The 25323-nt window shown below is 69.6% G+C and carries 20 protein-coding genes, 2 tRNA genes, 1 pseudogene and 1 riboswitch; of the genes and pseudogenes, 9 read left to right on the forward strand and 14 right to left on the reverse strand.

Annotated elements, in window-relative coordinates:
- Positions 1-301 precede the first annotated feature (301 nt).
- Together trmB and H9Y04_RS41735 are read left to right on the forward strand one after the other, a co-directional pair.
- Positions 302-1030: a tRNA (guanosine(46)-N7)-methyltransferase TrmB gene (gene trmB, locus H9Y04_RS41730; RefSeq protein ID WP_187819527.1), complete on the forward strand. Its 729-nt coding sequence runs from the start codon at positions 302-304 to the stop codon at positions 1028-1030.
- 94 nt (positions 1031-1124) lie between these two features.
- Complete coding sequence (locus H9Y04_RS41735) at positions 1125-2630, forward strand: PrsW family intramembrane metalloprotease (protein ID WP_438818219.1); 1506 nt, start codon at positions 1125-1127, stop codon at positions 2628-2630.
- Between the two features lie 44 nt (positions 2631-2674).
- Here H9Y04_RS41735 and H9Y04_RS41740 read toward each other — a convergent pair whose 3' ends face one another.
- The 5 genes from H9Y04_RS41740 to H9Y04_RS41760 all read right to left on the reverse strand — a co-directional run bounded on the left by H9Y04_RS41740 (position 2675) and on the right by H9Y04_RS41760 (position 7940).
- Positions 2675-3619, reverse strand: coding sequence for an aldo/keto reductase (locus H9Y04_RS41740; protein WP_187819494.1), 945 nt, complete (start codon positions 3617-3619; stop codon positions 2675-2677).
- Positions 3620-3861: 242 nt separating this feature from the next.
- Entirely contained in the window at positions 3862-4911 is a 1050-nt protein-coding gene (locus tag H9Y04_RS41745) for a M23 family metallopeptidase (protein ID WP_187819495.1), read from the reverse strand.
- A gap of 11 nt (positions 4912-4922) precedes the next feature.
- A riboswitch (cyclic di-AMP (ydaO/yuaA leader) is annotated at positions 4923-5088 on the reverse strand.
- A 202-nt stretch (positions 5089-5290) separates the two neighbouring features.
- Complete coding sequence (locus tag H9Y04_RS41750) at positions 5291-6463, reverse strand: PP2C family protein-serine/threonine phosphatase (RefSeq protein ID WP_187819496.1); 1173 nt, start codon at positions 6461-6463, stop codon at positions 5291-5293.
- A 204-nt stretch (positions 6464-6667) separates the two neighbouring features.
- A tRNA-Met gene (locus H9Y04_RS41755) sits at positions 6668-6741 on the reverse strand.
- A gap of 788 nt (positions 6742-7529) precedes the next feature.
- Positions 7530-7940 carry a hypothetical protein gene (locus tag H9Y04_RS41760; protein WP_187819497.1) on the reverse strand — a complete coding sequence of 137 codons (411 nt, stop codon included), beginning with the start codon at positions 7938-7940 and terminating at the stop codon, positions 7530-7532.
- Between the two features lie 547 nt (positions 7941-8487).
- On the opposite strand from H9Y04_RS41760, the gene H9Y04_RS41765 reads away from it, so the two are divergent.
- The 3 genes from H9Y04_RS41765 (at position 8488) to H9Y04_RS41775 (ending at position 10618) form a co-directional block, all read left to right on the forward strand.
- Positions 8488-8862: an STAS domain-containing protein gene (locus tag H9Y04_RS41765; protein WP_187819498.1), complete on the forward strand. Its 375-nt coding sequence runs from the start codon at positions 8488-8490 to the stop codon at positions 8860-8862.
- Between the two features lie 46 nt (positions 8863-8908).
- Positions 8909-9739, forward strand: coding sequence for a hypothetical protein (locus H9Y04_RS41770; RefSeq protein ID WP_187819499.1), 831 nt, complete (start codon positions 8909-8911; stop codon positions 9737-9739).
- A gap of 270 nt (positions 9740-10009) precedes the next feature.
- Positions 10010-10618: a hypothetical protein gene (locus H9Y04_RS41775; RefSeq protein WP_187819500.1), complete on the forward strand. Its 609-nt coding sequence runs from the start codon at positions 10010-10012 to the stop codon at positions 10616-10618.
- 83 nt (positions 10619-10701) lie between these two features.
- On the opposite strand, the gene H9Y04_RS41780 is transcribed toward H9Y04_RS41775, so the two are convergent.
- Complete coding sequence (locus H9Y04_RS41780) at positions 10702-12387, reverse strand: sensor histidine kinase (RefSeq protein WP_236072106.1); 1686 nt, start codon at positions 12385-12387, stop codon at positions 10702-10704.
- Between the two features lie 273 nt (positions 12388-12660).
- Between H9Y04_RS41780 and H9Y04_RS41785 the strand changes: the two genes are divergently transcribed.
- Together H9Y04_RS41785 and H9Y04_RS41790 are read left to right on the forward strand one after the other, a co-directional pair.
- Complete coding sequence (locus tag H9Y04_RS41785; protein WP_187819502.1) at positions 12661-13704, forward strand: alcohol dehydrogenase catalytic domain-containing protein; 1044 nt, start codon at positions 12661-12663, stop codon at positions 13702-13704.
- A 200-nt stretch (positions 13705-13904) separates the two neighbouring features.
- Positions 13905-14414: a universal stress protein gene (locus H9Y04_RS41790; protein ID WP_187819503.1), complete on the forward strand. Its 510-nt coding sequence runs from the start codon at positions 13905-13907 to the stop codon at positions 14412-14414.
- 267 nt (positions 14415-14681) lie between these two features.
- Here H9Y04_RS41790 and H9Y04_RS41795 read toward each other — a convergent pair whose 3' ends face one another.
- Positions 14682-15041 carry an STAS domain-containing protein gene (locus tag H9Y04_RS41795; protein ID WP_187819504.1) on the reverse strand — a complete coding sequence of 120 codons (360 nt, stop codon included), beginning with the start codon at positions 15039-15041 and terminating at the stop codon, positions 14682-14684.
- A gap of 1010 nt (positions 15042-16051) precedes the next feature.
- On the opposite strand from H9Y04_RS41795, the gene H9Y04_RS41800 reads away from it, so the two are divergent.
- Positions 16052-16447 carry an anti-sigma factor antagonist gene (locus tag H9Y04_RS41800; protein ID WP_187819505.1) on the forward strand — a complete coding sequence of 132 codons (396 nt, stop codon included), beginning with the start codon at positions 16052-16054 and terminating at the stop codon, positions 16445-16447.
- A 171-nt stretch (positions 16448-16618) separates the two neighbouring features.
- Here H9Y04_RS41800 and H9Y04_RS41805 read toward each other — a convergent pair whose 3' ends face one another.
- Positions 16619-17137 carry an NUDIX domain-containing protein gene (locus H9Y04_RS41805; RefSeq protein ID WP_214662186.1) on the reverse strand — a complete coding sequence of 173 codons (519 nt, stop codon included), beginning with the start codon at positions 17135-17137 and terminating at the stop codon, positions 16619-16621.
- A 19-nt stretch (positions 17138-17156) separates the two neighbouring features.
- Positions 17157-17516, reverse strand: a pseudogene (locus H9Y04_RS41810) (tetratricopeptide repeat protein); the annotation flags it as partial.
- An 89-nt stretch (positions 17517-17605) separates the two neighbouring features.
- Here H9Y04_RS41810 and H9Y04_RS41815 point away from each other — a divergent pair.
- Positions 17606-17845, forward strand: a complete 240-nt coding sequence (locus H9Y04_RS41815; RefSeq protein WP_438818220.1) for a hypothetical protein — start codon at positions 17606-17608, stop codon at positions 17843-17845.
- Between the two features lie 34 nt (positions 17846-17879).
- On the opposite strand, the gene H9Y04_RS41820 is transcribed toward H9Y04_RS41815, so the two are convergent.
- The 5 genes from H9Y04_RS41820 to H9Y04_RS41840 form a co-directional block, all read right to left on the reverse strand.
- Positions 17880-17952, reverse strand: a tRNA-Lys gene (locus tag H9Y04_RS41820).
- Positions 17953-18101: 149 nt separating this feature from the next.
- Entirely contained in the window at positions 18102-19694 is a 1593-nt protein-coding gene (locus tag H9Y04_RS41825) for an FG-GAP-like repeat-containing protein (protein ID WP_187819507.1), read from the reverse strand.
- Positions 19694-21790, reverse strand: coding sequence for an FG-GAP-like repeat-containing protein (locus H9Y04_RS41830; RefSeq protein WP_187819508.1), 2097 nt, complete (start codon positions 21788-21790; stop codon positions 19694-19696). The genes H9Y04_RS41825 and H9Y04_RS41830 overlap by 1 nt, the downstream gene beginning before the upstream one ends.
- Before the next feature lie 422 nt (positions 21791-22212).
- Positions 22213-24534: a DEAD/DEAH box helicase gene (locus H9Y04_RS41835; RefSeq protein ID WP_187819509.1), complete on the reverse strand. Its 2322-nt coding sequence runs from the start codon at positions 24532-24534 to the stop codon at positions 22213-22215.
- A gap of 251 nt (positions 24535-24785) precedes the next feature.
- The gene (locus H9Y04_RS41840) at positions 24786-25301 is read right to left on the reverse strand and encodes a hypothetical protein (RefSeq protein ID WP_308801956.1); all 516 of its coding nucleotides are present in this window, start codon (positions 25299-25301) and stop codon (positions 24786-24788) included.
- Positions 25302-25323: the final 22 nt, after the last annotated feature.

Genomic DNA, 25323 nt, shown 5'->3' on the forward strand with positions numbered 1-25323 from the left:
CGGGGTCCGGGGGTGCAGGGGGCGAAGCCCCCGCGGTCCCACCCACCCTGTGAGCTCCGCAGATGGGGTCCGGGGCGAAGCCCCGGCTTCGGGAAGGGGCGGGGCGGGGAGAAAAGCCCGCCGCAGGCGGACCCCCACCCACGGCGCGGGCCACCGGAACGCACCCACCCCCGACCCTCCGTAGAATCGGACCACTGTGTCCGAGCATCCCGAAACCCCCGCCGCCCAGAACCAGGGCACCCGCCCCGACCCGTACGACGACGCCACCCGCGCCGCCGCCTCCGCCGCCCGCGCGGAGAAGATGCGACGGTTCGCCGAGGGCGAGGGGCCCAGCCCCGACCCGGCCGGGTCGCACTTCGACCGGCGGATCCGCAGCTTCCAGCCGCGCCGCAGCCGCGTCACCACCAGCCAGGGCGACGCCCTGCGCAGGCTGTGGCCGAAGTGGGGCATCGAGATCGACGGCAAGCAGCGGCTCGACCTCGACCAGCTCTTCCCCGGACAGAGCGAAGTCGTCCTGGAGATCGGCTTCGGCATGGGCGAGGCCACCGCGCAGATGGCCGCCGACGACCCGGAGACCGGCATCCTCGCCGTGGACGTCCACACCCCCGGCCAGGGCAACCTCCTCGGCCTCGCCGAGAGCAACGGTCTGGACAACGTCCGCGTGGCCAACGGCGACGCCATCATCCTGCTCACCGAGATGCTCCGCCCCGACGCCCTGGACGGCGTCCGCGTCTACTTCCCCGACCCCTGGCCCAAGAAGCGCCACCACAAGCGGCGCATCATCCAGCCGGAGTTCCTGACGCTCGCGGCGAGCCGCCTGAAGCCCGGCGGCTTCCTCCACTGCGCCACGGACTGGGAGGAGTACGCCGAGCAGATGCTCGAGGTGCTCGAGGCCCACCCCGACTTCACCAACTCGCAAGCAGACGGTGGCTACACCCCGCGCCCCGCCTTCCGCCCGCTGACCCGCTTCGAGGGCAAGGGTCTCGACAAGGACCACGTCGTCCACGACATGATCTTCCTGCGTACATAGAGGCGACCTGGAGGCGTACCTGCAGGCGTACACAGAGGTCACGGGGTTCCGGGGACTCTGTTCGCCGCGCCCGGCGACTCGTTAGGGTCGAAGGGTGAACGCACCGCCCCAGCCTCCGCACGCCCCGGCCCCTACGGTCGCCGGCCTCGGCAGGCCCACGCACTGGTGGCAGCGCCGTGCCGTGAAGGCGGGCGCCCTGATCACCCTGCTCGCCCTGTCCGGCCTGGTGATCCTCGCCCTGGTCCGCAAGGAGACCGGCACCGAGGGCTTCCTCGTGGGCCTGGGCCTCGCGATATTTCCCGTACCGCTCCTGATAGCCGCGTTCCGCTGGCTGGACCGGGTCGAACCGGCCCCCTGGCGGAACCTGGTCTTCTCCTTCGCGTGGGGCGCCTGCGCATCGGCCCTGATAGCGATCATCGCGAACTCCTTCGCGACCCGCTGGATAGCCACCAGAACCGCCGACCCCTCCAGCGCCGACACGCTCGGCGCCACCGTCGTCGCCCCGGTCGTCGAGGAGACGGTCAAGGCGGCGGCCATCCTGCTCGTCTTCCTGTTCCGCAGACGGGACTTCAAGGGTCTCGTCGACGGAGTGGTGATCGCCGGGGTCACGGCCACCGGCTTCGCGTTCACCGAGAACATCCTCTACCTCGGCAACGCCTACGGCACCGACGAGGCCACCGGCGTCGACGGCATCGGCTTCGACTCGGTCACGGCGGCGACCTTCTTCGTCCGCATCGTGATGTCGCCGTTCGCCCACCCGCTGTTCACGGTCCTCACCGGCATCGGCTTCGGCTTCGCGGCCCTCGCCGCCGACCGCCACCGCGTCCGCCGCATCCTGCTTCCGCTCGGCGGCCTGATCCTCGCGATGGGCATGCACGCCGCCTGGAACGGCTCGGTCTCCTACTTCGGCGGACTCGGCTTCTTCCTCGTCTACCTCGGCTTCATGGTCCCGTCCTTCGGACTCCTGACCTGGCTCACGATCTACAGCCGCCAGCGCGAACTGCGCACGGTCCGCGAGGAACTCCCCGCCTACGTCACCGCCGGCTGGCTCACCGCCCCCGAGCCGTACGCCCTCGGCTCGCTGCGCGCCCGCCGCAAGGCGCGGCAGTACGCGACCCAGACGTATGGCAAGGAAGCCGGCAAGGACGCGGCCCGCGCCGTCCGCGAGTACATCTCGCTCGCCACGGCCCTGGCGTTCCTGCGGGCCCGTGGCCGCAGCGGCCGTGCGGGCGCCGATTTCGTCGTACGGGAAAGAGAGTTGCTGCAGTCGCTGTGGGAGCGCCGCGGACCGGCGCGCCCGGCCCTCGACCATGCGGCACGGCTTACGGCACCGGCGTTCCCGCAGCCGTACGTGCCGTATGCGAACCCGTACGGTCCGATGGCGGGACCGCCCGGCGCCTACATCCCGTACATCCCGAACCAGCCGGGATACGGCTACCCGCAGCCGCCGGCCGGGACCCACCCGGCGAGCGCTCCGCACCAGGCCTACCCCGCGAGCGCCCTGCACCAGGCCCACCCGGCGAGCATCCCGCCCCAGCAGCACCCGGGCGCGGCCTACAACCCCTACGCGCCACCCGCGAACTCCACGGGCGGCGCGTAACAGAGCGGGCGCGCAACGGCAGGCGCGCGACAGACCGTCGGCGACTAGGCAGCAGCCGTCGTCAGGAGCCCCAGCTCCTTGTCGGTGAGGGTCAGCTCCGCCACCGCGAGCAGCGCCGGCAGCTGTTCCACGCTGCGTGCCGAGGCGATCGGCGCGACCACCGTCGGCTGGGCCGCGAGCCAGGCGAGCGCCACCGTCGCGGGCGAGGCCTCGTGCGCCGCGGCCACCGTGTCGAGCGCGTCGAGCACCCGCCGCCCGCGCTCGGTCTCCAGGTGCTTGGCGGCTCCGCCCGCGCGCGGGCTGTCGACCTCGGTGCCCGGGCGGTACTTGCCGGTGAGGAAGCCGGAGGCCAGCGCGTAGTACGGCACGGCGGCCAGGCCCCAGCGGGAGGCGAGCTCCTGCTTCGAACCCTCGTACGTTTCACGTGAAACAAGGTTGTAGTGCGGCTGAAGCGCCACATACCGGGCGAGACCCTCGCGCTCGGCGAACTCCAGTGATTCCGCGAGCCGTTCGGTCGTCAGGTTGGAGGCGGCCACCGCCCGCACCTTGCCCTCGCGCACCAGCGCGTCGAGCGCGGTGACGATCTCCTCGACCGATACGGAGGGGTCGTCGAAGTGCGTGTAGTACAGGTCGATGTAGTCGGTGCCGAGCCGGCGCAGCGACTCCTCGGCGGCGGACTTGATGGTGGCCGCCGAGAGCCCCTTGAACTCGGGGTGGGCGCCGACCTTCGTGGCGATGACGACATCGGAGCGATTGCCGCGCGCGGCCAGCCACTTGCCGATCAGGGTCTCGGACTCGCCGCCCTTGTTGCCGGGGGCCCAGGCCGAGTAGGAGTCGGCGGTGTCGATGAAGTTGCCGCCGCCCGCGGTGTATGCGTCGAGTACGGCGAAGGTCCGGGTCTCGTCGGCGGTCCAGCCGAAGACGTTGCCGCCGAGACAGAGCGGATGGACTTCGAGGTCGGAGGAGCCGAGGGGGCGCAAGGAGGTCATGAACGTTGCAACACCCGTTCGGGAAGCGGCTATTCCAGGCCACTCCAGAGGCGCCCATACCAACCCAAAACCGGCAGCCCTGACGTCGGGGGGTTGCCGTCAGGACTGCCGGGGTTCAGGGGTGCGCGCACACGCTCGCCCCCTGGCGGCAGAGGCCGCCAGGGACGAGCAGGACTACGGGTGCAGAACTACAAGTGCAGGACTACAAGTTCCGTACGGAGATCAGGGATTGAGGCCCTGGATCAGGGATTGAGACCCTTGCTCTGCAGCCAGGCCATTGGGTCGATCAGGCTGCCGCCCGCCGACTCGACCTCGAGGTGCAGGTGCGGTCCGGTGGAGTTGCCGGTGGAGCCCACGCGGCCGATGACATCGCCGGTCGTGACCTTCTGGCCGACGCTGACGCCGATCGACGACTGGTGGTTGTACGCGATCTCCGTACCGTCCGAGAGCTCGACCACGGTGCGGTAACCGTACGAGCCGGACCAGCCGGCCTCCTTGACGGTGCCGGTGTGCACGGCCTTGATCGGGGTGCCGCTCGGGGCGGCGAAGTCCAGACCGGTGTGCGAGCCGGAGGCCCACATGGAGCCGGCCTGACCGAAGGTCGAGGTGATCGTGTACGAGGTGGTGGGGAGCGAGTAGCTCGCGGCCAGCTTGGCGAGGCGCTCCGCCTCGGCCTTGCGCTTGGCCTCTTCCTCCGCCTTGCGCTTGGCTTCCGCCTCGGCCTTCTCGGCGGCTTCCTGCTTCTCGGCGGCGGCCTTCGCGGCCTGCTCGGCGGCGGCCTCTTCGGCGGCGGCCTGAGCGGCGGCGTCCGCCTCGTCCTCCTGGGTCTGCGCCTGCTCCAGGATGCGGGCCCGCAGGGCCTCGCCCGCGTCGGCGGTGGACTCGCCGGTGGAGCTGGTGGCGGCCACGGGCAGCGTGGCCGCGGTGGCCTGGGCGACACCGGACTGCTCCTGGGCGCCGGCGTCGGAGTCGTCGGACATCAGGGAGCCGACGACGGGCAGCTTCTTGGCCTGCTCGCCGAGGTCCGGCATGGAGATCGGTACCGGCGGCTTGTCCTTCGCGGTGGCTATGCCACCCGCGCCGACAGCGGCTATGACGCCTACGCCGAGAACGGTGGAGCTGCGCGCAAGTCCGCCGCGCTGCTTGGCGACGCGGTGCCGGCCGCGTACCGGTCGAATGGAATCCTCGGTGGGGTTCCACTCCTCCCAGGACTCGTCGTCGTACCTGAACTCCTGGGTGCTGTCCGCGAAATAGGGATCAGCGGTGGTGCCTCGGCCTGCGGGGGTCGCCACGGAGGCGGACTCCTTTCCTTCCTTCTCGCCTACCGGGTTAGCTGACGGGTTCGGAACAGGAAGGTTTCCTACGGGCGTTGCTGCCTCGCGAGCACCTCTGGGAAAGGTGCCGCTTGCCCGATTCACCCCAAAAACTTGGTTCCCCGGCTCCCTTGCGGGATTAAGCGTGTGCGCACGGAGCCATCTCTTGTGACGGCTGGGACGACCGCGCTGCGTTATCGAACGTTAATAGACACGGGCCCTGGATTCCAAGCCGTTCCGACAGATCGTTAGCTGCTTTGGCCTGGACTTACCGGGACACGAAGGGGCGGAATCGGACGAGTCGGCAAGGAAGTTGATGCACGAAATCTCGGCCAACTTTCTGACGGTGCATCAATTGTTATGCGGAGGGGTGCTCCTCGGTCACCTTCGGTGACATCGCGCCGCCCGCGGCCGGCCGCGCGATCGCGAGCAGCGCCATGTCGTCGGTCGCGCCGCCGCCGGTGTGTTCGCGTACTTCCTCCACCAGTGCGGAGAGCAGCGAGTCGGGTCCCGGGAACATCCGCCCGACCATCCGGGCCGCGGGATCGTAGAAGACCCCCTCGGCGTTGCGCGCCTCGCTCAGCCCGTCCGTGTAGAACAGCAGCATCGCCCCGGCCGGCAGCTCCGCCGTCACCGAACGGTCCGGCCAGGACGCCAGGTCGGTCATCCCGAGGGGCAGCGCGGGCTGCGCCGGTTCGAGCGCCCGCAGCTTTCCGTCCGGGTGCAGCAGCAGGGGCGGCGGATGCCCGCGGTTGATGAGCCGTACGGCATCGTGCTCGTGCGAGATCTCGGCGAGCACCGCGGTCGTGAACCCCTCCACCGCATCGAGCCCGTCCCGCCGGGTGCCCTCCCGTGCGAGCGCCCGCTCCAGGCGGAGCGCCACCGCCTCCAGGGTCGCCTCCTGCTCGGAGGCCTCCCGGAAGGCCCCGATGACCACGGCCACGGCCTCCACCGCCCCGAGCCCCTTGCCCCGCACGTCCCCGACGACGAGCCGCACCCCGTGCGGAGTGTCCTGCACGGCGTACAGATCACCCCCGATGAACGCGTCCGCCTGCGCCGCCTCGTACCGCGCCGCGACATCGAGTCCTCCGATCCGGGCGGCCGGTTCCGGCAGTACGGCGCGCTGGGCGGCCTCGGCGATATAGCGCGCGGAGGCCAGCTCCTTGCCGCTGCGCGTGATCACCCGGTTGATCAGGACGGCGAGCACCGCGACCGTCACCACGGTCACGATCTCGGTGACGGACTCGACTTCGAGCGCGTTCCCGTTGTAGACGTGCAACCCGATGAGCGAGCCGATGGCGACCACCGCGGTCAGGACGGTGTTGGCGAGCGAGAAGAACGGTGCGGCGATCAGCGGGGCCGCGGAGAAGAGAGGCGCCCCGGTGAACTTCGGCGGTGTCGCGAGATCGAGTAGCACCCCGCCGATGATCAGCAGCGGCGGCAGGGTCCGTACGAAGGCGCGGGCGATACCGGGACGGGCCTCACGAGGGACATCGCCCTCAGCCGTGTGCCGCCGTCCTCGCTTCCCCACCGGCCTGTCTCCTGCCACCGTCCGCACCCGGCCGCGGGCCACTGCCGCGCACCCCACCAGATTTCCCGTACGAGGAGGGGGATGCGAGTCCGTGTGGGCCAAACGGGGCGCCGGCCGGAGCCGGTGAGCGCAGACGACGAAGGCCCGGCTCCGGGAACGACGAAGGCCCGGCACGCTTTCACGTACCGGGCCTTCGCCTGCAAGTAGCGGGGACAGGATTTGAACCTGCGACCTCTGGGTTATGAGCCCAGCGAGCTACCGAGCTGCTCCACCCCGCGTCGGTGAAACCAACTATACGCCATCGGAGCGACGCCCTTCACCAGAGTTTCCGCAGGCCGTGCAGGCGAGCAGCGTCCGGGCCGTCCCCAGCGGGTCGACGAGCTGATGCAGATGCGCCCCGGGCAGCACCTCCACCCGCAACCCGCGCGCGGCGGCTTCGTCGGCCTGCCCCTCGTACGCGGCGCTGAACCGCACATACGTACAGGGGTGGTCCTGCCTCCCGTGTTCCGGATCACCTGCACCAAGGACATCTGGGAAGCGACCAAGCCGTACAAGGCGCTCAACGACGTCACCGCGACCCACCAAAAGGGCAAGGTCTACACGTTCGAACTGACCGGCTCGGAACTCGTCACCTATCTCAGGGAACTTGAGAAGGACGCCTACGGGCCGTCGTGGCGGCGAGGCATCCACGAGCAGGAGTCGAAGCGCATGTACGACGTTCTCAGTCCGATGGTCGACTCCATCAAGCGGGCGCCTGGACCCGGTGCCCGGATCCCCGCGGTGACCCTCGACGACGCGGCAGCGGCTGATCCGAGCGACGAGCCGGCCCAGTACCCCGCTTCCGGGGTTGCGGCCCTGCATGACCCTAGGGTTGGCAGGACCGCGGCTCGTCAGTCACGCGGGGCGCACGCTCCACCCGATGGTGCGTACGCGTCGCAACGATGCGTGGCCCCCGTCGATACTTCTGAACGTGCCGTGCAGCGGACGGCGCTGCACGGCACTGGGTGCCTGCCCCGCATCCCCACCCCTCACAGCGAGCCAGGCACCGTCTTCCCGGGCCGCCATTTCACGGGGGGCAACCGAGGAAGCCGGCAGGGTGTGCGCGCGAAGGGCCGGGCCATGATGCCTGGCAGCCCAGGCGCACATATCCGTCCAGGGTGCGGTGCAGATGCAGCCCGTCCGCGCCGTTCGGATTGTGCGTGAGCGGGTCAACACCCGGTGGGACCTCGGAGGGCAGGAGGGTGTTGTCGCTGCCCACGGGCAGCCAGGCCGGTGGCCTGGCCATCATCTGATCGTCGTAGTCGGTGACGGCGACGGTGACGCTGGAGCAATCGGCCGTGACCTGGAGCTGGTAGCTGGCGGCAGTGCTGTGCCCGACGACATGGTGCGCGGCGACCCGGGCCGCGTCCGTCATCCGCCTCACCAGCCAGGCCGGGACGCCCATGGCCCCGAGGGCCGCGCCGGCCAGATCACCCACGACTTGGTAGGTGCCGTGCAGGCGGCGGGTTTCCAGCGTCAGTGAGAAGAGTGGCCCCGCTGGGGCCACTTGCTCGTCATCGCTGCTTTTCAGAATGCGGGGTAGAGCCCCCACCTGGATCGCGCTCCCCATAGACGCCTCCCCTTGCGTCGAAGGCAAAGTGCAAGCCAGACGCAGGCCGCAGGGGTGGGGCCAGTTCGGCACCCCCAGCGGCCCACATCCGAACCGGTGCGCCGGGGTCCGGGGCGCCTTGGGCAACGCTAGAACGCCCCGCGGGCCGCGCCGAGGGGCCACATGGGCCATACACGCTCTGCGGCCCAACAGGGTTTCGTTGACAGCGATTTACCCCCAACGGCATGTCAAGCCAATAGGTTGGATTCCACCCCATTGGGGGCATTACAGCCCATGAGAACCATTTCTTCGGTTCCGCCCTCTCCGGTCCTGCTTCTACGCTCGCACCTCGCAGTCACCCCGGACCCCGGTGGCCCCCCGTCCACAACCGCACCCGGCCTCCAGGAGACAGCCCGTCCGCAGTAAGGATGCCGCCATGATCCACGGCGTTCGGCCCGTCGACGAGCATCTGCACACCCGCCAGTCCCACGGCTACACCGTCGTGGAGCTCCATGGCGACATCGACATCGAAGCCGCCATGAAGATCCGGCCCCACCTGGACGCAGCGACCAGGCCACCCGAGATACAGATCGTCATCGACCTCGCCTCGGTCACGTTCTTCGACTGCTCCGGCATCGGACTACTGTGCCGTGCTCGTCGGCGCCTCACCGAGCGTGGTGGCGGCATGCTCCTGGTCTGCCCCCATCCGCTCACCCTGCGCATGCTGGACATCCTGGGGCTGACCGTACGGTTCAACCCGGCGCCGACCCTGGCGGATGCGCTGCGGACACGCGCCTCCGTTCGCAAGTGAAGGCAGCCGTGTCGCCCGAGCTCTTGCCGCCGGGCCGCATCAGAGGATGCTCGAAGACATGGTGGCCATCCAACTGGGCGGCATTCTGGCCGCATTGCTCCTCCTCGTGGTTGCCCACATAACAAGCCCAGTCAGAACGAAGAGCAGTGTCGGCAGGACCCAACTCAGCACCTGGGGCTGGTGGGTTCTCGTTCTGTGCTGGCTCTGGGGCTGCGTCTGGATTGCTGTGCTGCTCGGAATCCGCGGCCCGTTCAACGACAAGCTCGACGCTCTGCTCGCAGTCGGCGCCGGGACGGTCTGGAGCATGGCCGCCTTTGTGCTTGTGGCCTGGTTCTCAGGCGGCCAGGCGATCCTTCCCGAGACCGCCGAGCAGCTGGGCTTGATCTCCCTATACGAAGCGTTCGCAACGACCATCTCGCCGAGACGGCGAACGGCGTCGTCCGTCATCCAAGTGAAGCTGCGGCATCACTACACCGTCGCGAGTGACGTGGAGGGCCTCCTTCTCAGGCAAGCAACGGTAACCACGTGTCTCATCGAGGGCGGCGGACTGACCCGACAGAGCCTCCTCACGGTGGCCCCTGAATCCCTGGCATGCACCTTCGCGCCGACCTCGGCCACGGTTGCCGTGGAGCAACTCCTGCACGGGCCGGTCGAGTTCCAGGTGACGTCCGACAGCGGCGGGGAGCAGAACATAACGATCTCGTTCACGGACACTTCCGGGTGGCGCCGCTGCGCCATCACCGTGCCGGTGCACTTCCACCGCCGCTTCACGCTGCCCAAGGCCGTGGTGATGATGACGGGGTACATCGGGGCGGTGGTGGGGGTGTTGGTCGGCATCATCACCATCGTCGAGGAAGTCGCGAAAGTTGTGCCGTGACGACAAGCCCGTTCGGGGCTCGCGTGCGGGACGCTGCGGCGCCGCAGCCAACGGTCGACGGCGACGCGGGTCGGCCTTGTCGCGCAAGGGCTGTCGGCGGGCTGTGCGCGCCCCGTGGGCTGATCGTGAGGATGTCGGATGGGCGCTGTTACTTCACCTTGAAAACGTCGCAATAGTGGCGTTTTAGCTTGGAATGGTCGGGTTGCGGACGGAACGGGGGTCCGCGAGTGCGACCGGCATCAAACCCTCAACCATCCAAGGAGCACCACCATGCGTAAGTACATGCGCGCCACCGTTATCGGTCTTGCCGCCGCCGCCACCATCGGCACCTCCGCGGCGGGCGCCTTCGCCGCCGACCAGCCCGCCGCCGAGCAGACCGCGTCGGTCGCATCGAAGCACGGCAACGAGGTCAACCAGGTCGCGAAGAACGTCAAGCGCACCTACAAGAAGACCGTGAAGCTCAAGGCCGGCATCACAGCCAAGGTCTACAAGCTCGCGAAGAAGGGCCACCAGGCCGACCTGTTCCTCGGCAAGAAGTTCCTCGGCACGATCTCCGCCGTGGACATGGCCGAGATGACCGTGCACAACGGCGTCGAGATCAAGCTGACCCCGAACGGCACCGTCACCTCGTGGTGGAAGAAGGCCGACAAGCCGGCCAAGCCCGCGCACAAGACCAACAAGAACAACAAGAACACGGTGAAGCCCGGCAAGCCCTCGGTGAAGCCGAAGCCGGAGATCTGCCCGCCGGGCCCGAAGCCCGAGATCTGCCCGCCGGGCCCGAAGCCGGAGATCTGCCCGCCGGGCCAGGTCGACAAGACCCCGAAGCCCGAGGTTCTGCCCGGCGTCGACTCCAACGACACGGCCGCCCTGAGCGGCTGACCACCCTGCGCGTTCCATGCGGTGCCCGGCCCTCCGTGACGAGGGCCGGGCGCCCTGAGGAGGCCGCTCGTCTGCGCCCATGGCTAGGGGCTGTCTGCAGAGCCGCTCAGCGGGACGGCCCATTCCAGACAGGTTCCCGTCGGCCGACGGTCGGTGAGGGTGAGGTGTCCGCCGAGTTCTTCGGCGCGGGTGCGGATGTTGGCCAGTCCGCTGCGGCGGGTGACGGTGGGATCGATACCGCGTCCGTTGTCGGTGACCGTGAGACGCAAGGTTCGTCCGGTCGCTTCGGCGATGATCTCCACGGCGGTGGCGCGGGCGTGCCGGGCGATGTTGGAGAGGGCTTCGTGCAGGACGGCGAGCAGGTGTTCTGCGTGCTGAGCCGGCACATCGGTATCCAGGAGACCGGTCATGCGCAAGGCGGGGGCGAATCCGAGCGTGGCCGTGGCCGTCTCGCTCGCGGCCGCGAGGTGGGCGCGCAGTCCTCGACGGCTGTCCCGGCGTTCGCGTTGCTGCAGGCCGTAGATGGTGGAGCGCATGATTTTGATGGTGTCGTCGAGGTCGTCGATGACGCGTCCGAGACGTTCCGTGACGTCGGGGCGGTCCGTGAGGCGGCCGAGGGTCGCCTGCAGGGTCAGGCCGTCGGCGAACAGACGTTGGATCACGAGGTCGTGCAGGTCCCGGGCGATGCGGTCGCGATCGCCGAGCAGGGCGATCTGTTCCTTGTCGCGGCGGTGTTCGGCGATCTGCAGGGCCAGGGCGACCTGGTCGGCGAAGGTCTTCACCATTTCCACCATGGTCTCGTCGAAGGGGGCGCGGCCTGGTGTGTTGGCCACCTGCAGGACGCCGCGCACCTGTTCTCGGCCGCCGACCGGGACGAAGAAGGCAGGGCCCAGGTCGACCACGGCGGTGCTGCCGCCCACAGCGCGTGGGTCGTTGCTCAGATCGTCGCTGCTGATGGTCTGCCCGGTGGCGAAAGCCTTCGCCGCCAGCGTGGTGGACGACAACGGCAGGCGCAGGACCTGTGCGGCTGCCGGCCCGGCCGCGGTTTCCACCACCAGTTGCTGCCCCTCATCCACGGGCAGGGCCAAGGTCACCAGGTAGGCGCCCGTCATGGTGCGCACCGTGTCGGCCAGCGAGCGCAGTATGCGGGCGGGTGGCTCGCCGGACAGCAGGGCGCGGGTCAGATCCGCGCCGACGGCCAGCTGCCGCTCGCGCAGCCTGCTCTCCTCGTACAGGCGGGCGTTGTCGATGGCGACCCCCGCGGCCGCCGCCAGGCTCCGCAGCACCGCCTCGTCGTCCGCGTCGAATGCGGCGTCGTCACGCTTGTCCGTCAGATACAGATTGCCGAAGACCTTGCCGCGGACTTGAACCGGCGATCCCAGGAAACTGCGCATGGGCGGGTGTCCGGCGGGGAAGCCGACGGCCTCCGGGTGGGCGCCGAGGTCCTCCAGGCGTAGTGAACTCGGTTCGCGGATCAGCAGACCGAGGATGCCGTGGCCCTGTGGATAGTGGCCGATCCGGGCGATCGTCTCTTCGTCCATGCCGACCGTGATGAACTGCCGGATCCGGCCTTCCTCGCCCAGGACGCCCAGCGCGCCGTAGCGGGCGTCGACGACGTCGACGGCCGCCTGCACGATCCTGCGCAGCAGCTCGTCCAGGTCGAGGTCGCTTCCGATGGCCACCACGGCGTCCAGCAGGATCAGCGTCTGATCCCGTCGGGAGCGGATGTGCTGGACGTGGTCCTGCAGCTCGCTGAGCAGCGCGTCCATGCGCAGCCGCAGGTCAGCGTCCTGTCGGCGAGTGTTCGACGGGTCGTTCACCGCATCTCCCCCATGGCTGGCCGCCTCGTGCTGCCGGAGCGCCATCGGATGACCGACGAGATCACACCGCCCCTGGCGGATCGTCGCAAAACCGTCGTCGGGATCCGAATCGCGAGATAGACGAGTTTCCCCGTCCTGGCCATGGCAACCCGGTCGGGAGAGTTCTGCGGCCGGCACCGATCCGGGTGCCGCCGTCATGCCGCCTGGATGGGGAGACAGGTCATGAAGGCATTGGTGTATCAAGGCCCGGGGCAGCGGTCCTGGCAGGACGTCGAGGACCCCAAGATCCAAGACCCTGGGGATGCGATCGTGCAGGTGGACGCCGTGACGATCTGCGGCACCGATCTGCACATCCTCCAAGGCGATGTACCGGCCGTCCAGCCGGGACGCATCCTGGGCCACGAAGCCGTCGGCACGGTCCGCGAGACCGGTCCAGCGATCGGGCAACTCCGCGCTGGACAAAGGGTGTTGATCTCGTGCATCAGTGCCTGCGGGCACTGCGCCTACTGCCGGCGCGCTCAGTACGGTCAGTGCCGAGGCGGTGGAGGCTGGATTCTGGGCCACCGCATCGACGGTGTGCAGGCCGAGTTCGTCCGTGTCCCGTTCGCCGACACTTCTGTGCACCCGCTGCCGGACAGCGTCTCCAGCCAGGACGCCCTCCTGTTCGCCGACATTCTGCCCACCGCCTACGAGGTCGGCGTCCTCAACGGCCGCGTCTCGCCCGGCGACACCGTGGTCGTCGTCGGCGCCGGCCCGATCGGGCTGGCCACGATCCTCACCGCCCGCCTGTTCAGCCCCAGCCGCATCATCGCCCTCGACCCGGCTGCCTCCCGCAGGGACGCAGCCGCCCGCCACGGCGCCCACCTGACCCTTGATCCAGGAACCGATGACGTGCCCGCCCGCATTGGCGAACTGACTGAAGGGCTCGGCGCCGACACCGCCATCGAAGCCGTCGGCCGACCCGAAACCTTTGAACTGTGCACCCAACTGGTCCGCCCTGGCGGTCGCGTGGCCAACGTCGGCGTCCACGGCCGCCCGGCCACCCTCCACCTCGAAGACCTGTGGATCAAGAACCTCACGCTCACCACCGGGCTGGTCGACACCTTCTCCACCTCCACCCTGCTGCGCATGCTCGCGGCCGGACAGCTGCCCGTCACCGAACTGGTCACCCACCACTACGCCCTCACCGACATGCAGGAGGCATACGACGTCTTCGAACGCCCGGACAGGACGGGAGCCTTGAAAGTCGCCCTCACCGCACGGTGATCGCCCCATGCCCGCCGCCGTGCTCACTGTGCCCGTCGTCCTCCTCGGCCTGGCCTTGGGCCTGGCCGCATACGAGGACTGGCTCTTTCCCCGGCCACCCGATCCGACCGGGCCCCCACCCCCGGCGCCGGTCGGCCTCTCGCCCCCAAGCCGCCCGCGCACCCCTCTGCCACCTGCCCCTACCGCGCCAGAGGACCGCCATGGCCCCCTCCCGAACCCGCCACGTCACCGAGCACCCCGTCACCGCACCGGAGGTCGACAGCATCGAACTCGCCGGGCACCGGCGCCCACGTCTGGTGGTCGGTGTGGACGGCTCCTACGGCAGCCACCTCGCCCTCATGTGGACGGCAGCCCAGGCCCGTGAACGCAACGCCATCCTCGACATCGTCGCCGTATGGGAAGAACTCAGCCCGCCCGCTTCGCGTCCCGCACCACCCGATGGCCGCCTTAATGTGGCCCGCGAGCGACTGGAACACGCCCTGACCGCGTTGGCCGATCGGCGCACCCTGCCCGAACACGTCATCACCCCTCCGCTGCACGGACCACCCGGCGAACAGCTCGTCGCCCGCGCGCAAGGCGCGGAACTCCTGCTGCTGGACACTGCCGGCATCAGCTCACCGGAGATCCCTGGCGGCATCGGCCCGTACTGCCTGCGCCACAGCACAACACCCGTCGTGTTCGTCCCTGCACCCCACCCGGGAGCATCGTGAGATCCTCGGGCGGGCAGGCCGGCCAAGCCCCCCTCCATCGGCCGCAGCCGCCCGCCTCGACCACAGGCAGACCCAGTGGCACAGTGATCGGCCGGCCCGTGGGAGCCTGCGTGGACCGCCCTGCCTCAACCGGCTGGGGCGCAGAGCAGCCCATCGCGATGCGTGCCCCCCGCAGTCGGCCGCTCACACCCCACTCCAGATCCCTCCTGTCCCGAGGGAAAGGAACGCGCAAGATCGACCAGTAGTTCTCAGTAGAGGCCCGCACTTCTACCCCGGACTGCCCCCATCGGCCCAGGGCGGCGGATCGTCGCAGGCCAGCAACATGCCGCTGGTTCCGGTGATGTCCAGTACGCACCGTACAGGCCGGGAGACGGCCACCACCTGGAGACTGCCACCGGCACGCACGGCCTGCCGATGATGCCGTGTCAGCAGATTGACGCCGGTGGAATCCGTGAACGGGACACCGGCCAGATCCAGTTCACAGATGCGCGCGTGCAGTGGCTCCAGCTCACGGTCGAGCTGCGGCGCGGTCGCGATGTCCAGGTCGCCGGCCGCACGCAACAGAACCGCACCCCCGACATCGACGATGGAGAGTGTGAACGACGGTGGAGAGGGTGTCGTGTTCACGCGCTGAACCCCTAACTGTCGCGCGTGGTGTACCTGTTGTCCCCGATGCAAGAGGTACGCGGACCATGCATTGACCAGACAGCAGCATTGGGAATGAGCGACAGCGCGACCAGGAGCCCGAGGCAACTCGTGCATACGTCATGACGCTTACCGACGACCGAAGCCCAGGCACAAAGGGGGTCTTGAGCGGGGTCAGGCAACTGCCCTAGCGTTGCAGATGCAGGGTACGGACACCCTGTCCTGCCCTGCCCCTGGACCCCGGGCAGCCGGGGCCGCATCGCCGACAACACGGCCCCGGCCCTCCGCCTGCGGTGTACTGCGTGGGGCCCTCCCGCGGCCCCATGGCACCACGGGCGGAGCGTACGAGGAAGCACGCGTCAGGGGAGCCGTGCTTCCTCGTCGGCGGTCTCTGCCGATGTTCGAAACCGATTCCCGGCAGAGGCCGCTCTGACCACTTCACTTTCCCCGCACTCTGGCGCAGCAGTCCCCTCCATCCAGTGGAGAAACATCCAGCGCAAGCCCTTCGCCCCCGCATCACCCATCAGTCGGCCAGCTGGCTGTCACGCGCATCGAGCACCCGAAACAAACAACCACCACCAGGGCTTCCCGGCCAGATGCTGCCGGACGTACCCTCAGCGCCGGGAGCACCCCAACACATTGCGGGGACAGCACCGTTGGGGACGGCCGGCACTCATCAAGGCGAGGCATCGGTCGTCGTGGGCACGCGGAGATGAGCTACCCTCCCTCTCCTCGTGCGGGCCTCTTCGAGCGGGTGCGACAGGCGTGACCGCCTCCGTCCGAGGACGGGAAGCAGGGCCGCGACGGTCGGCGATCGCGGCCCTGACGGGCCCCACGGCCCAAGGTCACCCATCCCGCGGGCACTCAAGCCGATGACGGACACCCACTACGAACGCTGACCGTACGCATCGCAGCCGATTGGCCCCGTTCGGCCCTCAGGGCGCACCATCCGGCCCTGGCCGCGGCCGGGCTTCGGCAGCTTTGCTCTCCTCATGCACGAACTCCGCGACCATCCCGTGTTCTCCTGCTCGGAACACACCGTCTGCGACACCACCGTGGTGGAGGTGCGCGGCGCGCTCGACATCCTCACGATCCCGTCCCTGAATGCGCTTGTCGACCGCCTGACCGCAGCGACCGACCGCCCTGACCTGGTGCTCGATCTGCGGGCGGTCTCCTTCATCGACTGCAGCGGCCTGGGCGCGCTGTGCCGGGCAAGGACCCGCGTGAACTCCCGGCAGGGCCGGCTCCTTCTCGTTTCGGCTGACGCCTGGTTCCTGCGCATACTGCGCTGCACCGGCCTGGCCCGCTCCTTCGACGTACACGCCGGACCGCCCTATCTGCAGGACGATGCATGTCCGGCGCACTCTTACCACTTCGCCGCCCTGTAGCCCGCCCGACGAACGCCATCGACCAACTGGCCGACATCCTCGCCTGTTGAGGCGTGGCGGCTTGTGGCCACCAGGGCGGCCGTTGGGACAAGCGCAACTCCGGCCCAGGCGACCGCTTTCACGCCACGGTGGAGGACGTGCTGCGCTACCTCGGGCAGTGACCGACTGGGGCTACTGAACCCAGCCGTTCAGGAAGACCTCCGGGCCTCCGTCGAGGTAGCGGTGGAGGGCGCTCGCGGTGGTGTCCACGAACTCCTCGGGGATGGCGTCGGCGCCGACCCGGCGGACCTGAGCGTGCTTGCGCGGCTCGCGGTTCTCGGGCTCGCCGGTCCATTCATGGGCTGCGAAGACAACGGTGAGGAAGCCGTTGGGTGCTTCAACTCCCCATGCTCCGTGGATGATGTGCGCGACCTTGAGGGCCTCAGGTTTCACTGTCAGGCCGGTCTCCTCGTAGAGCTCGCGCACCGCGGTTTCAGTGATGGGCTCGCCGGGTTCGCTCTTGCCCACAGGCAGGTCCCACATGCCCTGGGCGAACTTCGCGTTCTCGCTGCGCTGGAGGAGCACGAGGCGGTTGGTGGCCTGGTCGTGGACGATGACGGCGGCAACCGGCAGGGTCATGGATTCGAGGGCGGGTTTGAGGGCTTTGGGCTGATCGTCGGTGGTCGGTTGAGCCACTGTGCGTCCCTTCATCGGCCAGTTGCTGGGCACGTTAGGCGAGCGCTTCGCGCGCACGGCGGGCGAGTTCGGTGGCTCCGGGCACGTTGCGCCGCTGGTAGATCGCGAGGATGGACCGCAGCGACGTGATCGCCTTTCGGGTGCGGTCGGAGGTCATGTCCTCCATGAGCGTCAGAGTCTGTGTCCAGGCGGCTACCGCCTCGTCGGCACGTGCCTGGGCGGCGCGGCTGTCGCCCAGGTCGGCGTAAGTCAGGGCGTGGACGCGCTTGTACTTCACCGGATCCCAGCGGGTGAGCGCGTCGCGGTGCTGCTGTTCGGTGCCCACATGATCGGAAATGGACGGCCGGCTCGGCATGCTCCTCGAAGATCTCGGCCCCGCCACCCGGGACGCTGACGACCTCGACGGCGCCGCCCACCACCCCGCACGGCCTACGTCACGTCGCGGCGACGCTGACCCACGGAGGCGGCGGCGACATCCGCACGGTGAAGGCCACGCTGCGGAACTCCACGATCACGCTGACGTCGGACACGTACACGTACACGAGCCTGCTCCCCGAGCTCGACCGCGAGATCGCCGAGAAGGCCGCCGGCCTGATCGCGCGAGCCCGTGAGTCCACGGCCGTACCGGAAGATCCCGAGCCGTCCGCTCACGCATCGCTCACGCATGAGGCCGAAAACGAAGCAGCGTCCGAGCCCACCCAAGCGGACTCGAACGCTGCTTAGCAGGTCAGAGGGGGTTTCCCTCTGCCTGACGCGGTAGGCCGTGTGGGACTCGAACCCACAACCAATGGATTAAAAGTCCACTGCTCTGCCAATTGAGCTAACGGCCCGCGCCGACGCACCCCCGAGCATAGCCGGACCGGCCCGGACAGCCGATCGGGTATCGGTGCACGGGCCGGTCATCGCGCTCACACGGGCTCGGAATCGGCTGCGGATCAGGACAAGCCGATCAGGACACGGCGCATCAGGACACGGCGCATCAGGACAAGGACGTGAACCGCTTCATCCTGGTGTCCGCCAGCTTCTTCCTGGCGTCGAACCCGCCCGCGTGATTGGCGTTGTAGAGATACAGCGCCCCCTCGGGCGTACGCGCGAGGAAGTCCTGCCGGCCGTTGCGGTCGAAGTCACCGCTGCCCACCAGCGCGTTGTACTGGTTCCAGCCGCCGCCCACCCTGGTGCGCGGCGCGAAGCCGCCCTTGCCGTTGCCCCGGATGAGCCACAGCACACCGGCCGAGTCCCGGCCCACCAGGTCCGGGATGCTGTCGCCGGAGAGGTCGCCGCGGCCCGCCAGCCTGTTGTAGGTGTTCCACCCGCTGCTGACGCGGACCCGGGCGGAGAAGCCCCCCGTTCCGGTGCCGCGGTGGAGCCACAGCACGCCCGCCGAGTCCCGGCCCACCAGGTCCGGCTTGCCGTCGCCCGAGATGTCGCGGGTGGCGACGAGCCGGTTGTAGCCCTTCCAGCCGCTGCTGATACGGGAACGGCGGTCGAAGTCCGGCTCGAAGTCGGTGGAGGGCACCCGGTAGAGCGTGCCGTCCGTGGTGCGGGCGACCAGATCCCCGAATCCGTCGCCGTTCAGGTCGCCCGCCTGCAGCACCGCGTTGTAGCCATTGGCCATGAAGGAGCCGGTGCTGTCGACCGCGCAGCCCTCGAGACGACGGTGCAGGTCGGTGGAGCAGACGTCGAAGAGGCCGTTGGACTCCTTGGCGAGGATCGTGCCGCCTTCCTGGTAGTCCACATCGACGTCCGTGGCCCAGTTGCGGATCACGGTGGAGTACGAGGCCACGCGCGTGTAGACCCGTACACCGTTTTGCACACAGCCCGTGGTCCGCGTGGCGGAGGTCGCGATGAGCTTGCCGCCCGCCACGAGTGCACCGCCCGCGTCCCCGAGGCACTGGTCGTCGTCGGCGACCAAGGGCGCACCCGGTGCCGGGACGGTGCACAGAGTGCCGGCGGGCAGCGCGCTGCCGAGCAGGGCCGCGCAGTCCGCGCCGGACTTGATCTGCACCTGCTCGCTGTGCCGGACCCGGGGCGCGTCCTCGACGCTGAGCCCGGACCAGGAGTAGAACGTCGCCTTGGCACCGGCGGCCCACAGCGCGGAGTCCGCGCCGGTGGCGAGCACCGGCCTGCCGGAGTTGTCGGGCGTACGCCGGTTGACGACGGTGATCGCCGCACGGCGCGTGGCGGAGTCGTACCGCGGATGGCTGCGGTACGCCACGCCCTCGCCGCCGCCCGCGAGCAGCCCGCTGCCGAGGTCGTACTCCCACTCCTCGTCGCCCACGCCCTGGCCGGTGAAGCAGTCGGGCGTCGCGAGCGTGCGGGTCTTCGAAAGGACGATGCCGGTGCACGCGCGGTGCTGACCAGTGGCTGTGTCGTTGTAGTACACGGGGATCACCCAGGACGGGACCGAGGTCGCGGCCTGCGCCTCGGGCGCGGCGCCCAGGGCGCCGTCGACGAGCCCGGTCAGGAGCGTCGCCGCGGCGAGCACCGCGATCAGCCGGGCCGGCCGGCGCAGCGCGGGACGGCCGGGCGGAAGAGCGCCCGACGGAAGACGGCGCAACGGAATTCGGCGCATCAGAAGATCCCCTTGTAGGTCTGCCAGCCGGTGGCCAGCTGCACGCGGCCGCTGAAGCTGCCCTTGCCGTTGCCGTTGTTGCGGTAGAGGTTGCCCGCGCTGTCCCGGACGAGAAGGTCGGCGCGGCCGTCGCCGGAGATGTCACCGACGCCGATGATCGCGTTGTACGAGCGTCCCCAGTCGGTGAACACCTGCTTGCGCGTCGCGAACTTGCCGTTGCCCAGGCCGTCGTAGCGCCACAGCCCGCCGTTCCTGTCGTGGGCGAGGAGATCGGCCCTGCCGTCACCGGTGAGGTCACCGGCGCCCGTGATCCGGCCGTAAGTGTTCCAGCCGCCGCCGATGCGCACCCTCGCGGCAAACTTGCCGTCCGTGGTCTGGGCGTAGAAGTAGAGGTCACCGGTGGTCGTCTGACGGGCGATGAGGTCGCTACGACCGTCGCCGTTCAGATCACCCGGCGAGGTCAGCACGTTGTACTGCTGCCAGCCGCGGCCGTACACGTAGTGGCCGCTGCCCGGCGTGTACGCGCCGCCGCACTTGCCCGTGTAGCGGCGGAGCTCACCGTTCGGCATCCGCACGAGCAGCTCGGCGCAGCGGTCCTTGCCCGTGTCGCCGAACGGCACGGCGTAGGTGCCGGCCGGCCAGCCGCCGCCGGAGTTCTTGCCGCCGAAGCCGCCCGCACCGTTGCCGATGTGGTTGGTCAGTGTGCCGCTGCCGTTGAGGGTGACCACGTCGCCGTGGGCGGTGCCGCCCTGGTCGTGGTAGCCCTGCAGACCGCCGTACACACTGAGGTCGGCGCTCGTCGTGTACGTGCCGCTGCCGTCCGCGGCCGTCGTGGAGAGGGTCCAGCGGTGCTTGCCGTTGTGGACGTACTGTCCGGTGTCGGTCCTGCCGTCCCAGGTGACGTCGGGCTCGGTGGTGGCCTTGGCACCCTTGATCGTACGGACGGTGCGGCCGAGCGCGTCCCTGACGGTGAACGTCCAGTGGGCCGGCTTGCTCAGCTGCCAGGTGCTCATCCAGGCCTGGTTGCCGTAAGGGGACTTGAGGTCGACGGACACCTCGTCGAGATCGGAGTCGATCCTGCCGAGCGGCTGCGCGGGCACACCGCTCTGCACCACGTGCACCGCGTTGTCCCGGCCGACATACGCGATGTCGCCGCCGAACTTGTCGACGCTCCAGGTCAGTCGCCGCTGGTCGGGCACGGTTCCGGTCGGCACATCCGCGATCGCGCGCGGGGCCGCGGCCGTGCCCGTGTGGAAGTCAGTGAGCAGCAACTTGCCCGCCGCGCGGTCGTGCCGGACGAGATAGCCGTCGCCGACCAGGGCGGGCCCGGACGGCACGGTGATCTTCTGCTTGGTCGTGTGGTCGTAGACGCCGGCCGGACCGTCCGGACCGCAGTTCCAGTAGAGCCAGCGCCCGATGGCCTGCAGCTCCTTGACCGTGCACGGGGCTCCGACGCCGACCGTCTCGACGACCATCTTCTTCTTCAGGTCGAGCGCGCTGACCGAGCCCGCCGCCGCGTTGGCGGTCCACAGCCGGGTGCCCCAGACCGAGGACGCAGCGATATTGCGGACCATGCGGACGTTCTGGCTCCGGTACGCCGGTACGTAATCGATGTACTGCTTGCCGGTCGAGGCGGCGTTGTAGACATAGAACCGGCCCGTGACGTCCACGAACTTCCCGCCGGTGACGGCCTCTTCGGCGTCCCCGTAAAGACCGTTGGAGCTGACGTGGATCTCCGCCCGCTGGCTGCCTCCTGCCACGCGGAAGTAGCCGACATGGCCGTTGCCGGTGGACCTCAGCGGAACACAGCGGCCAGCATCGCACGGCACCCGCTCGGCTCCGGCGCCGCCCGCCGATTCCGAGGCGAAGCCCCTGTCCTCACGGTCGCCCGCCATCGTCCCGTCGGCCGAGACCTCGCGTACGAAGACCCACTCGTAGCCGGCGGCCGCGCGCTCCACGGTGGCGAGCACGCCACCGGCGAAATCGATGCCCTTGACCCCGTCGGTCGCGATGGGGACCGGCGTATCGGCAGATGCCCCTGATGCCGTAAGTCCCGTGACTCCGACGGCTGTTACCGCGGCTGCGACGACGGACATACGTATCCGCCGGGCAGCCAGAGAGCGCAGACGCGCATGGCGGGCCAAGTGGTCCCTCCCCGAGAGCACTGAAGTACGCATCGGGATATGGGCCAAGCCCCCCCTGGCCACACGCATCCCATGCAAGAGGGCCGGAGCGTAACAGCAGGGATTGATGTGAGGGAAGTGAAAAGAGAAGCGGGCCCACCCGTGAAGGCAGGCCCGCTTGTGCAGGTCAGCGACGCAAGAGCACAGGAATCACCCGAACCGTCAGCCCGGCGGGAACGGTGATCGTCCAGGTCCGGCCCGCGCCCATGTCGGTCAGCCCGACCTCCCGGTCACCGCGCTTCACGGCGACGATGTCCGAATCGGCCCCCACAAAGCAGCGGGCCCACCCCGAAGGGTGGACCCGCTGTTGTGACTAACAGGCGCTATGCCCGAGTTCAGCCGTTGCGCTTCCAGCGCGGCTTGTCCTCGCGGCGGCCGAAGGAGGACGAACCCGAACCGGGACGGTGGTCGCCGCCACGGTGGCTGTCGCGGTTGAACGGGCGGTCCGAGCCACGGTGACCGCCGCGGTTGTCACGGCTGTCGCGGTTGAACGGGCGGTCCGAGCCGCCACGGTGGTCACGGCGGAAGCCACCGCGGTCGCCGCCGCGGTCGTCACGGTTGAACGGACGGTCGTTGTCACGGCGCTCGAAGGGACGGCCACCACGGTCGTCACGGTTGAACGAACGCCCGCCACGGTCGCCGCCGCGGTCGTCGCGGTTGAAGCCGCCACCGCGGTTGTCACGACGGTCGTCGCGACGGAAGCCGCCACGGTCGCCACCGCGGTCGTCACGGTTGAACGAACGGCCGCCGCGGTCATCGCGGTTGAAACCGCCACGGTCGTTGTCACGGCGCTCGAAGGAACGGCCGCCGCGGTCGTCGCGGTTGAAACCGCCACCGCGGTTGTCACGACGGTCGTCGCGACGGAAGCCGCCACGGTCGCCACCGCGGTCGTCACGGTTGAACGAACGGCCGCCGCGGTCATCGCGGTTGAAACCGCCACGGTCGTTGTCACGACGCTCGAAACCACGGTCACGGCGCTCGTAGTTGCCCCGCTCGTCACGGCGCTGCTGCGGACGCTCGGTGCGCTCGTACGAGGACGAGGGACGCTCGTACGAAGAGGACGGACGCTCGTACGAGGAAGCGGGACGCTCCTCGCGCACGGGCTGCTCCGCGACCTCGGCCACGGCCACGGCCACTTCCTCGACGACGGCCTCGGCCGCACGCTCGGCGACGGCCGTCTCCAGGTCCTCGCCGCGCTCACGGGCGGCACGCGCGGTGAGGCGGTCGGCCTCCTCGCGCAGCTCGGCGGCGCGACGCTGCGCGCGCTCCAGCTCCTTGGTCAGACCGGCGACATCGCGCTCGGCCTGCTGAGCGGCCTTGTCCGCGGAGTCGGCCTGGACCTCGGTCAGCGAACGCGCACCGGTGATCTCGGCGACCTCCGGGTCGAAGACGCCCGCGCCGCCGACGATGTGACGCGTGGCGTCGACGCCGGCGTCCTCCATGAGGCGGAAGATCTGGCGGCGCTGGTGCGGCAGCGAGAGGGAGACGACCGTGCCGGAGCGGCCGGCACGGGCCGTACGACCGGAGCGGTGCAGGTAGTCCTTGTGGTCGCCGGCCGGGTCCACGTTCAGGACCAGGTCGATGCCGTCGACGTGGATGCCGCGGGCGGCGACGTCGGTGGCGACCAGGGCGTTGACGTAGCCCTTCTTGAAGTCCTCGAGGACGCGGGTACGTGCGCCCTGCGTCATACCGCCGTGCAGCGCGTCGGCCTTCACACCGGCGTCGCACAGCTGCTCGGCGATACGGTCGGCGCCCAGCTGGGTGCGGACGAAGATGATCGTGCGGCCCTTGCGCGCGGCGATCGCGGCGGTGACCGGAGCCTTGTCGCGGGGCTTCACGATGAGGATGTGGTGCGTCATGGTCGTGACGTTGCCCTGGGCACTGTCGACCTCGTGCGTCACCGGGTTGTTCAGGTAGCGCTTGACCAGCGTGGAGATCTCGTTCTCCATCGTGGCCGAGAACAGCATGCGCTGGCCGCCGGCCGGCACCTGGTCGAGCAGCTCGGTGACCTCGGGCAGGAAGCCCAGGTCGGCCATCTGGTCGGCCTCGTCGAGCACGGCGACCTCGACGTTCTCGAGCGAGCACGCGCCACGGTTGATCAGGTCGCGCAGACGGCCCGGGGTGGCGACGAGGATGTCGACGCCGCGCTCGAGCGCGTAGATCTGGTTGCCCATGGACGTACCGCCGCAGACGACCTTCATCTTCAGGCCGAGGACGTCGCCGTACGGCTGGAGCGCGTCGGCCACCTGCATGGCGAGCTCACGGGTCGGCGTGAGGATGACACCGCGCGGCTTGTGCTTCTCGGTGCGGCCCTCGGTGAGGCGGGACAGCAGCGGCAGACCGAAGGAGAGGGTCTTGCCGGAGCCGGTACGGCCGCGGCCGAGGATGTCCTTGCCGGCCAGGGCGTCCGGGATGGTCGCGGCCTGGATCGGGAAGGGGGTGGTCACACCGTTCTGCGCGAGCTTGCGCACGACGCCCTCGGGCAGACCGAGGTCCGCGAAAGTGACATTAGCGGCTTCCGCCGCGGGGACCTCGGGAGCGGCGGGGGTCTCGTCGGCCTCGACGACGGTCTCGACAGCGGCCTCAGCCGCGTCGACGATCGCCTCGTCCTCGGCGGACGCGGGCATGACGGAGTGATCTGTACTGAAAGTGGACATGCGAAACTGCAACCTCTCGGAGTCTCGGCACGCGCCCATAACTCCGTGAAGTCACAACTTCGACCGCCTCAATGCGGTCCAGTCACGGCAAGGGAGAGTACGCGCCTCACGGCGCTCTCTCTGCTGGCGCCGGGCAAATGGGATCAAACGATCTACCACTGTACGCACCCTCCGCACCAAAAGGCAAACCGGGTCCCTTGACGGGCCGCCGGGCACGGGTGTAAGCGCAGGTCAGCCCGGAGGTTTTGCTGTTACGCCGGACCCCGCTGAGGCGAAGGCTCCCGCTCCTGGATCTCCTCGTACCGCTTCTCCTGCGACAGCTGCGTCTGCGCTCCGGCCGAGTCCGTCGGCTGCGGCGAGGGCTCCTCGCTCGGCGTCGGGGTCGGCGTGGGCTCCGGCTCGGGGGGCGCCTCGGACGGGGTGGGCTTCGGGTCCTTCGTGCGCGTCTTCGTCGGCGTCGGCTTCACCTCGCCGGGACCCGCGGAGGGCTTGGCGCTCCCGGACGGCGAGGCGCTGGGCGTACCGGAGGCGGACGCGCTCGGGCTCGCCCCGTTCTTCGCGGCGGGCTGCTGCCCGCCGCGCGCACCGCCCGAGACCACCGCGCCCCCGTCGGGCCCGGTCCCGTCGCCCTGCTGCGACGAGGTCGGACCCGGCGCGGGCTTGTCCCCGTCGCCCCCGAGGCTCACGCACCCCGCGCTCGCCGCGACCGCGAGCAGCACGGCGGCCCAGCGCAGTGAACGGCGGTCGGGAAAGGGCAGCTGGCGCACGGCGGCACCTCCGGGGCGCGGC

Source organism: Streptomyces polyasparticus (assembly GCF_014493765.1).
Lineage (GTDB): Bacteria > Actinomycetota > Actinomycetes > Streptomycetales > Streptomycetaceae > Streptomyces > Streptomyces polyasparticus.

What these genes read in the sequence shown, in the direction of transcription:
- trmB (WP_187819527.1), top strand. Translation starts at nt 302, where the DNA reads ATGCGACGGTTCGCCGAGGGCGAGGGGCCCAGCCCCGACCCGGCCGGG.
- H9Y04_RS41740 (WP_187819494.1), bottom strand. Translation starts at nt 3,619, where the DNA reads ATGACCTCCTTGCGCCCCCTCGGCTCCTCCGACCTCGAAGTCCATCCG.
- H9Y04_RS41765 (WP_187819498.1), top strand. Translation starts at nt 8,488, where the DNA reads ATGATCCACGGCGTTCGGCCCGTCGACGAGCATCTGCACACCCGCCAG.
- H9Y04_RS41770 (WP_187819499.1), top strand. Translation starts at nt 8,909, where the DNA reads ATGCTCGAAGACATGGTGGCCATCCAACTGGGCGGCATTCTGGCCGCA.
- H9Y04_RS41775 (WP_187819500.1), top strand. Translation starts at nt 10,010, where the DNA reads ATGCGTAAGTACATGCGCGCCACCGTTATCGGTCTTGCCGCCGCCGCC.
- H9Y04_RS41780 (WP_236072106.1), bottom strand. Translation starts at nt 12,387, where the DNA reads ATGGACGCGCTGCTCAGCGAGCTGCAGGACCACGTCCAGCACATCCGC.
- H9Y04_RS41785 (WP_187819502.1), top strand. Translation starts at nt 12,661, where the DNA reads ATGAAGGCATTGGTGTATCAAGGCCCGGGGCAGCGGTCCTGGCAGGAC.
- H9Y04_RS41790 (WP_187819503.1), top strand. Translation starts at nt 13,905, where the DNA reads ATGGCCCCCTCCCGAACCCGCCACGTCACCGAGCACCCCGTCACCGCA.
- H9Y04_RS41800 (WP_187819505.1), top strand. Translation starts at nt 16,052, where the DNA reads ATGCACGAACTCCGCGACCATCCCGTGTTCTCCTGCTCGGAACACACC.
- H9Y04_RS41805 (WP_214662186.1), bottom strand. Translation starts at nt 17,137, where the DNA reads ATGAAGGGACGCACAGTGGCTCAACCGACCACCGACGATCAGCCCAAA.
- H9Y04_RS41825 (WP_187819507.1), bottom strand. Translation starts at nt 19,694, where the DNA reads ATGCGCCGAATTCCGTTGCGCCGTCTTCCGTCGGGCGCTCTTCCGCCC.
- H9Y04_RS41830 (WP_187819508.1), bottom strand. Translation starts at nt 21,790, where the DNA reads ATGTCCGTCGTCGCAGCCGCGGTAACAGCCGTCGGAGTCACGGGACTT.
- H9Y04_RS41835 (WP_187819509.1), bottom strand. Translation starts at nt 24,534, where the DNA reads ATGTCCACTTTCAGTACAGATCACTCCGTCATGCCCGCGTCCGCCGAG.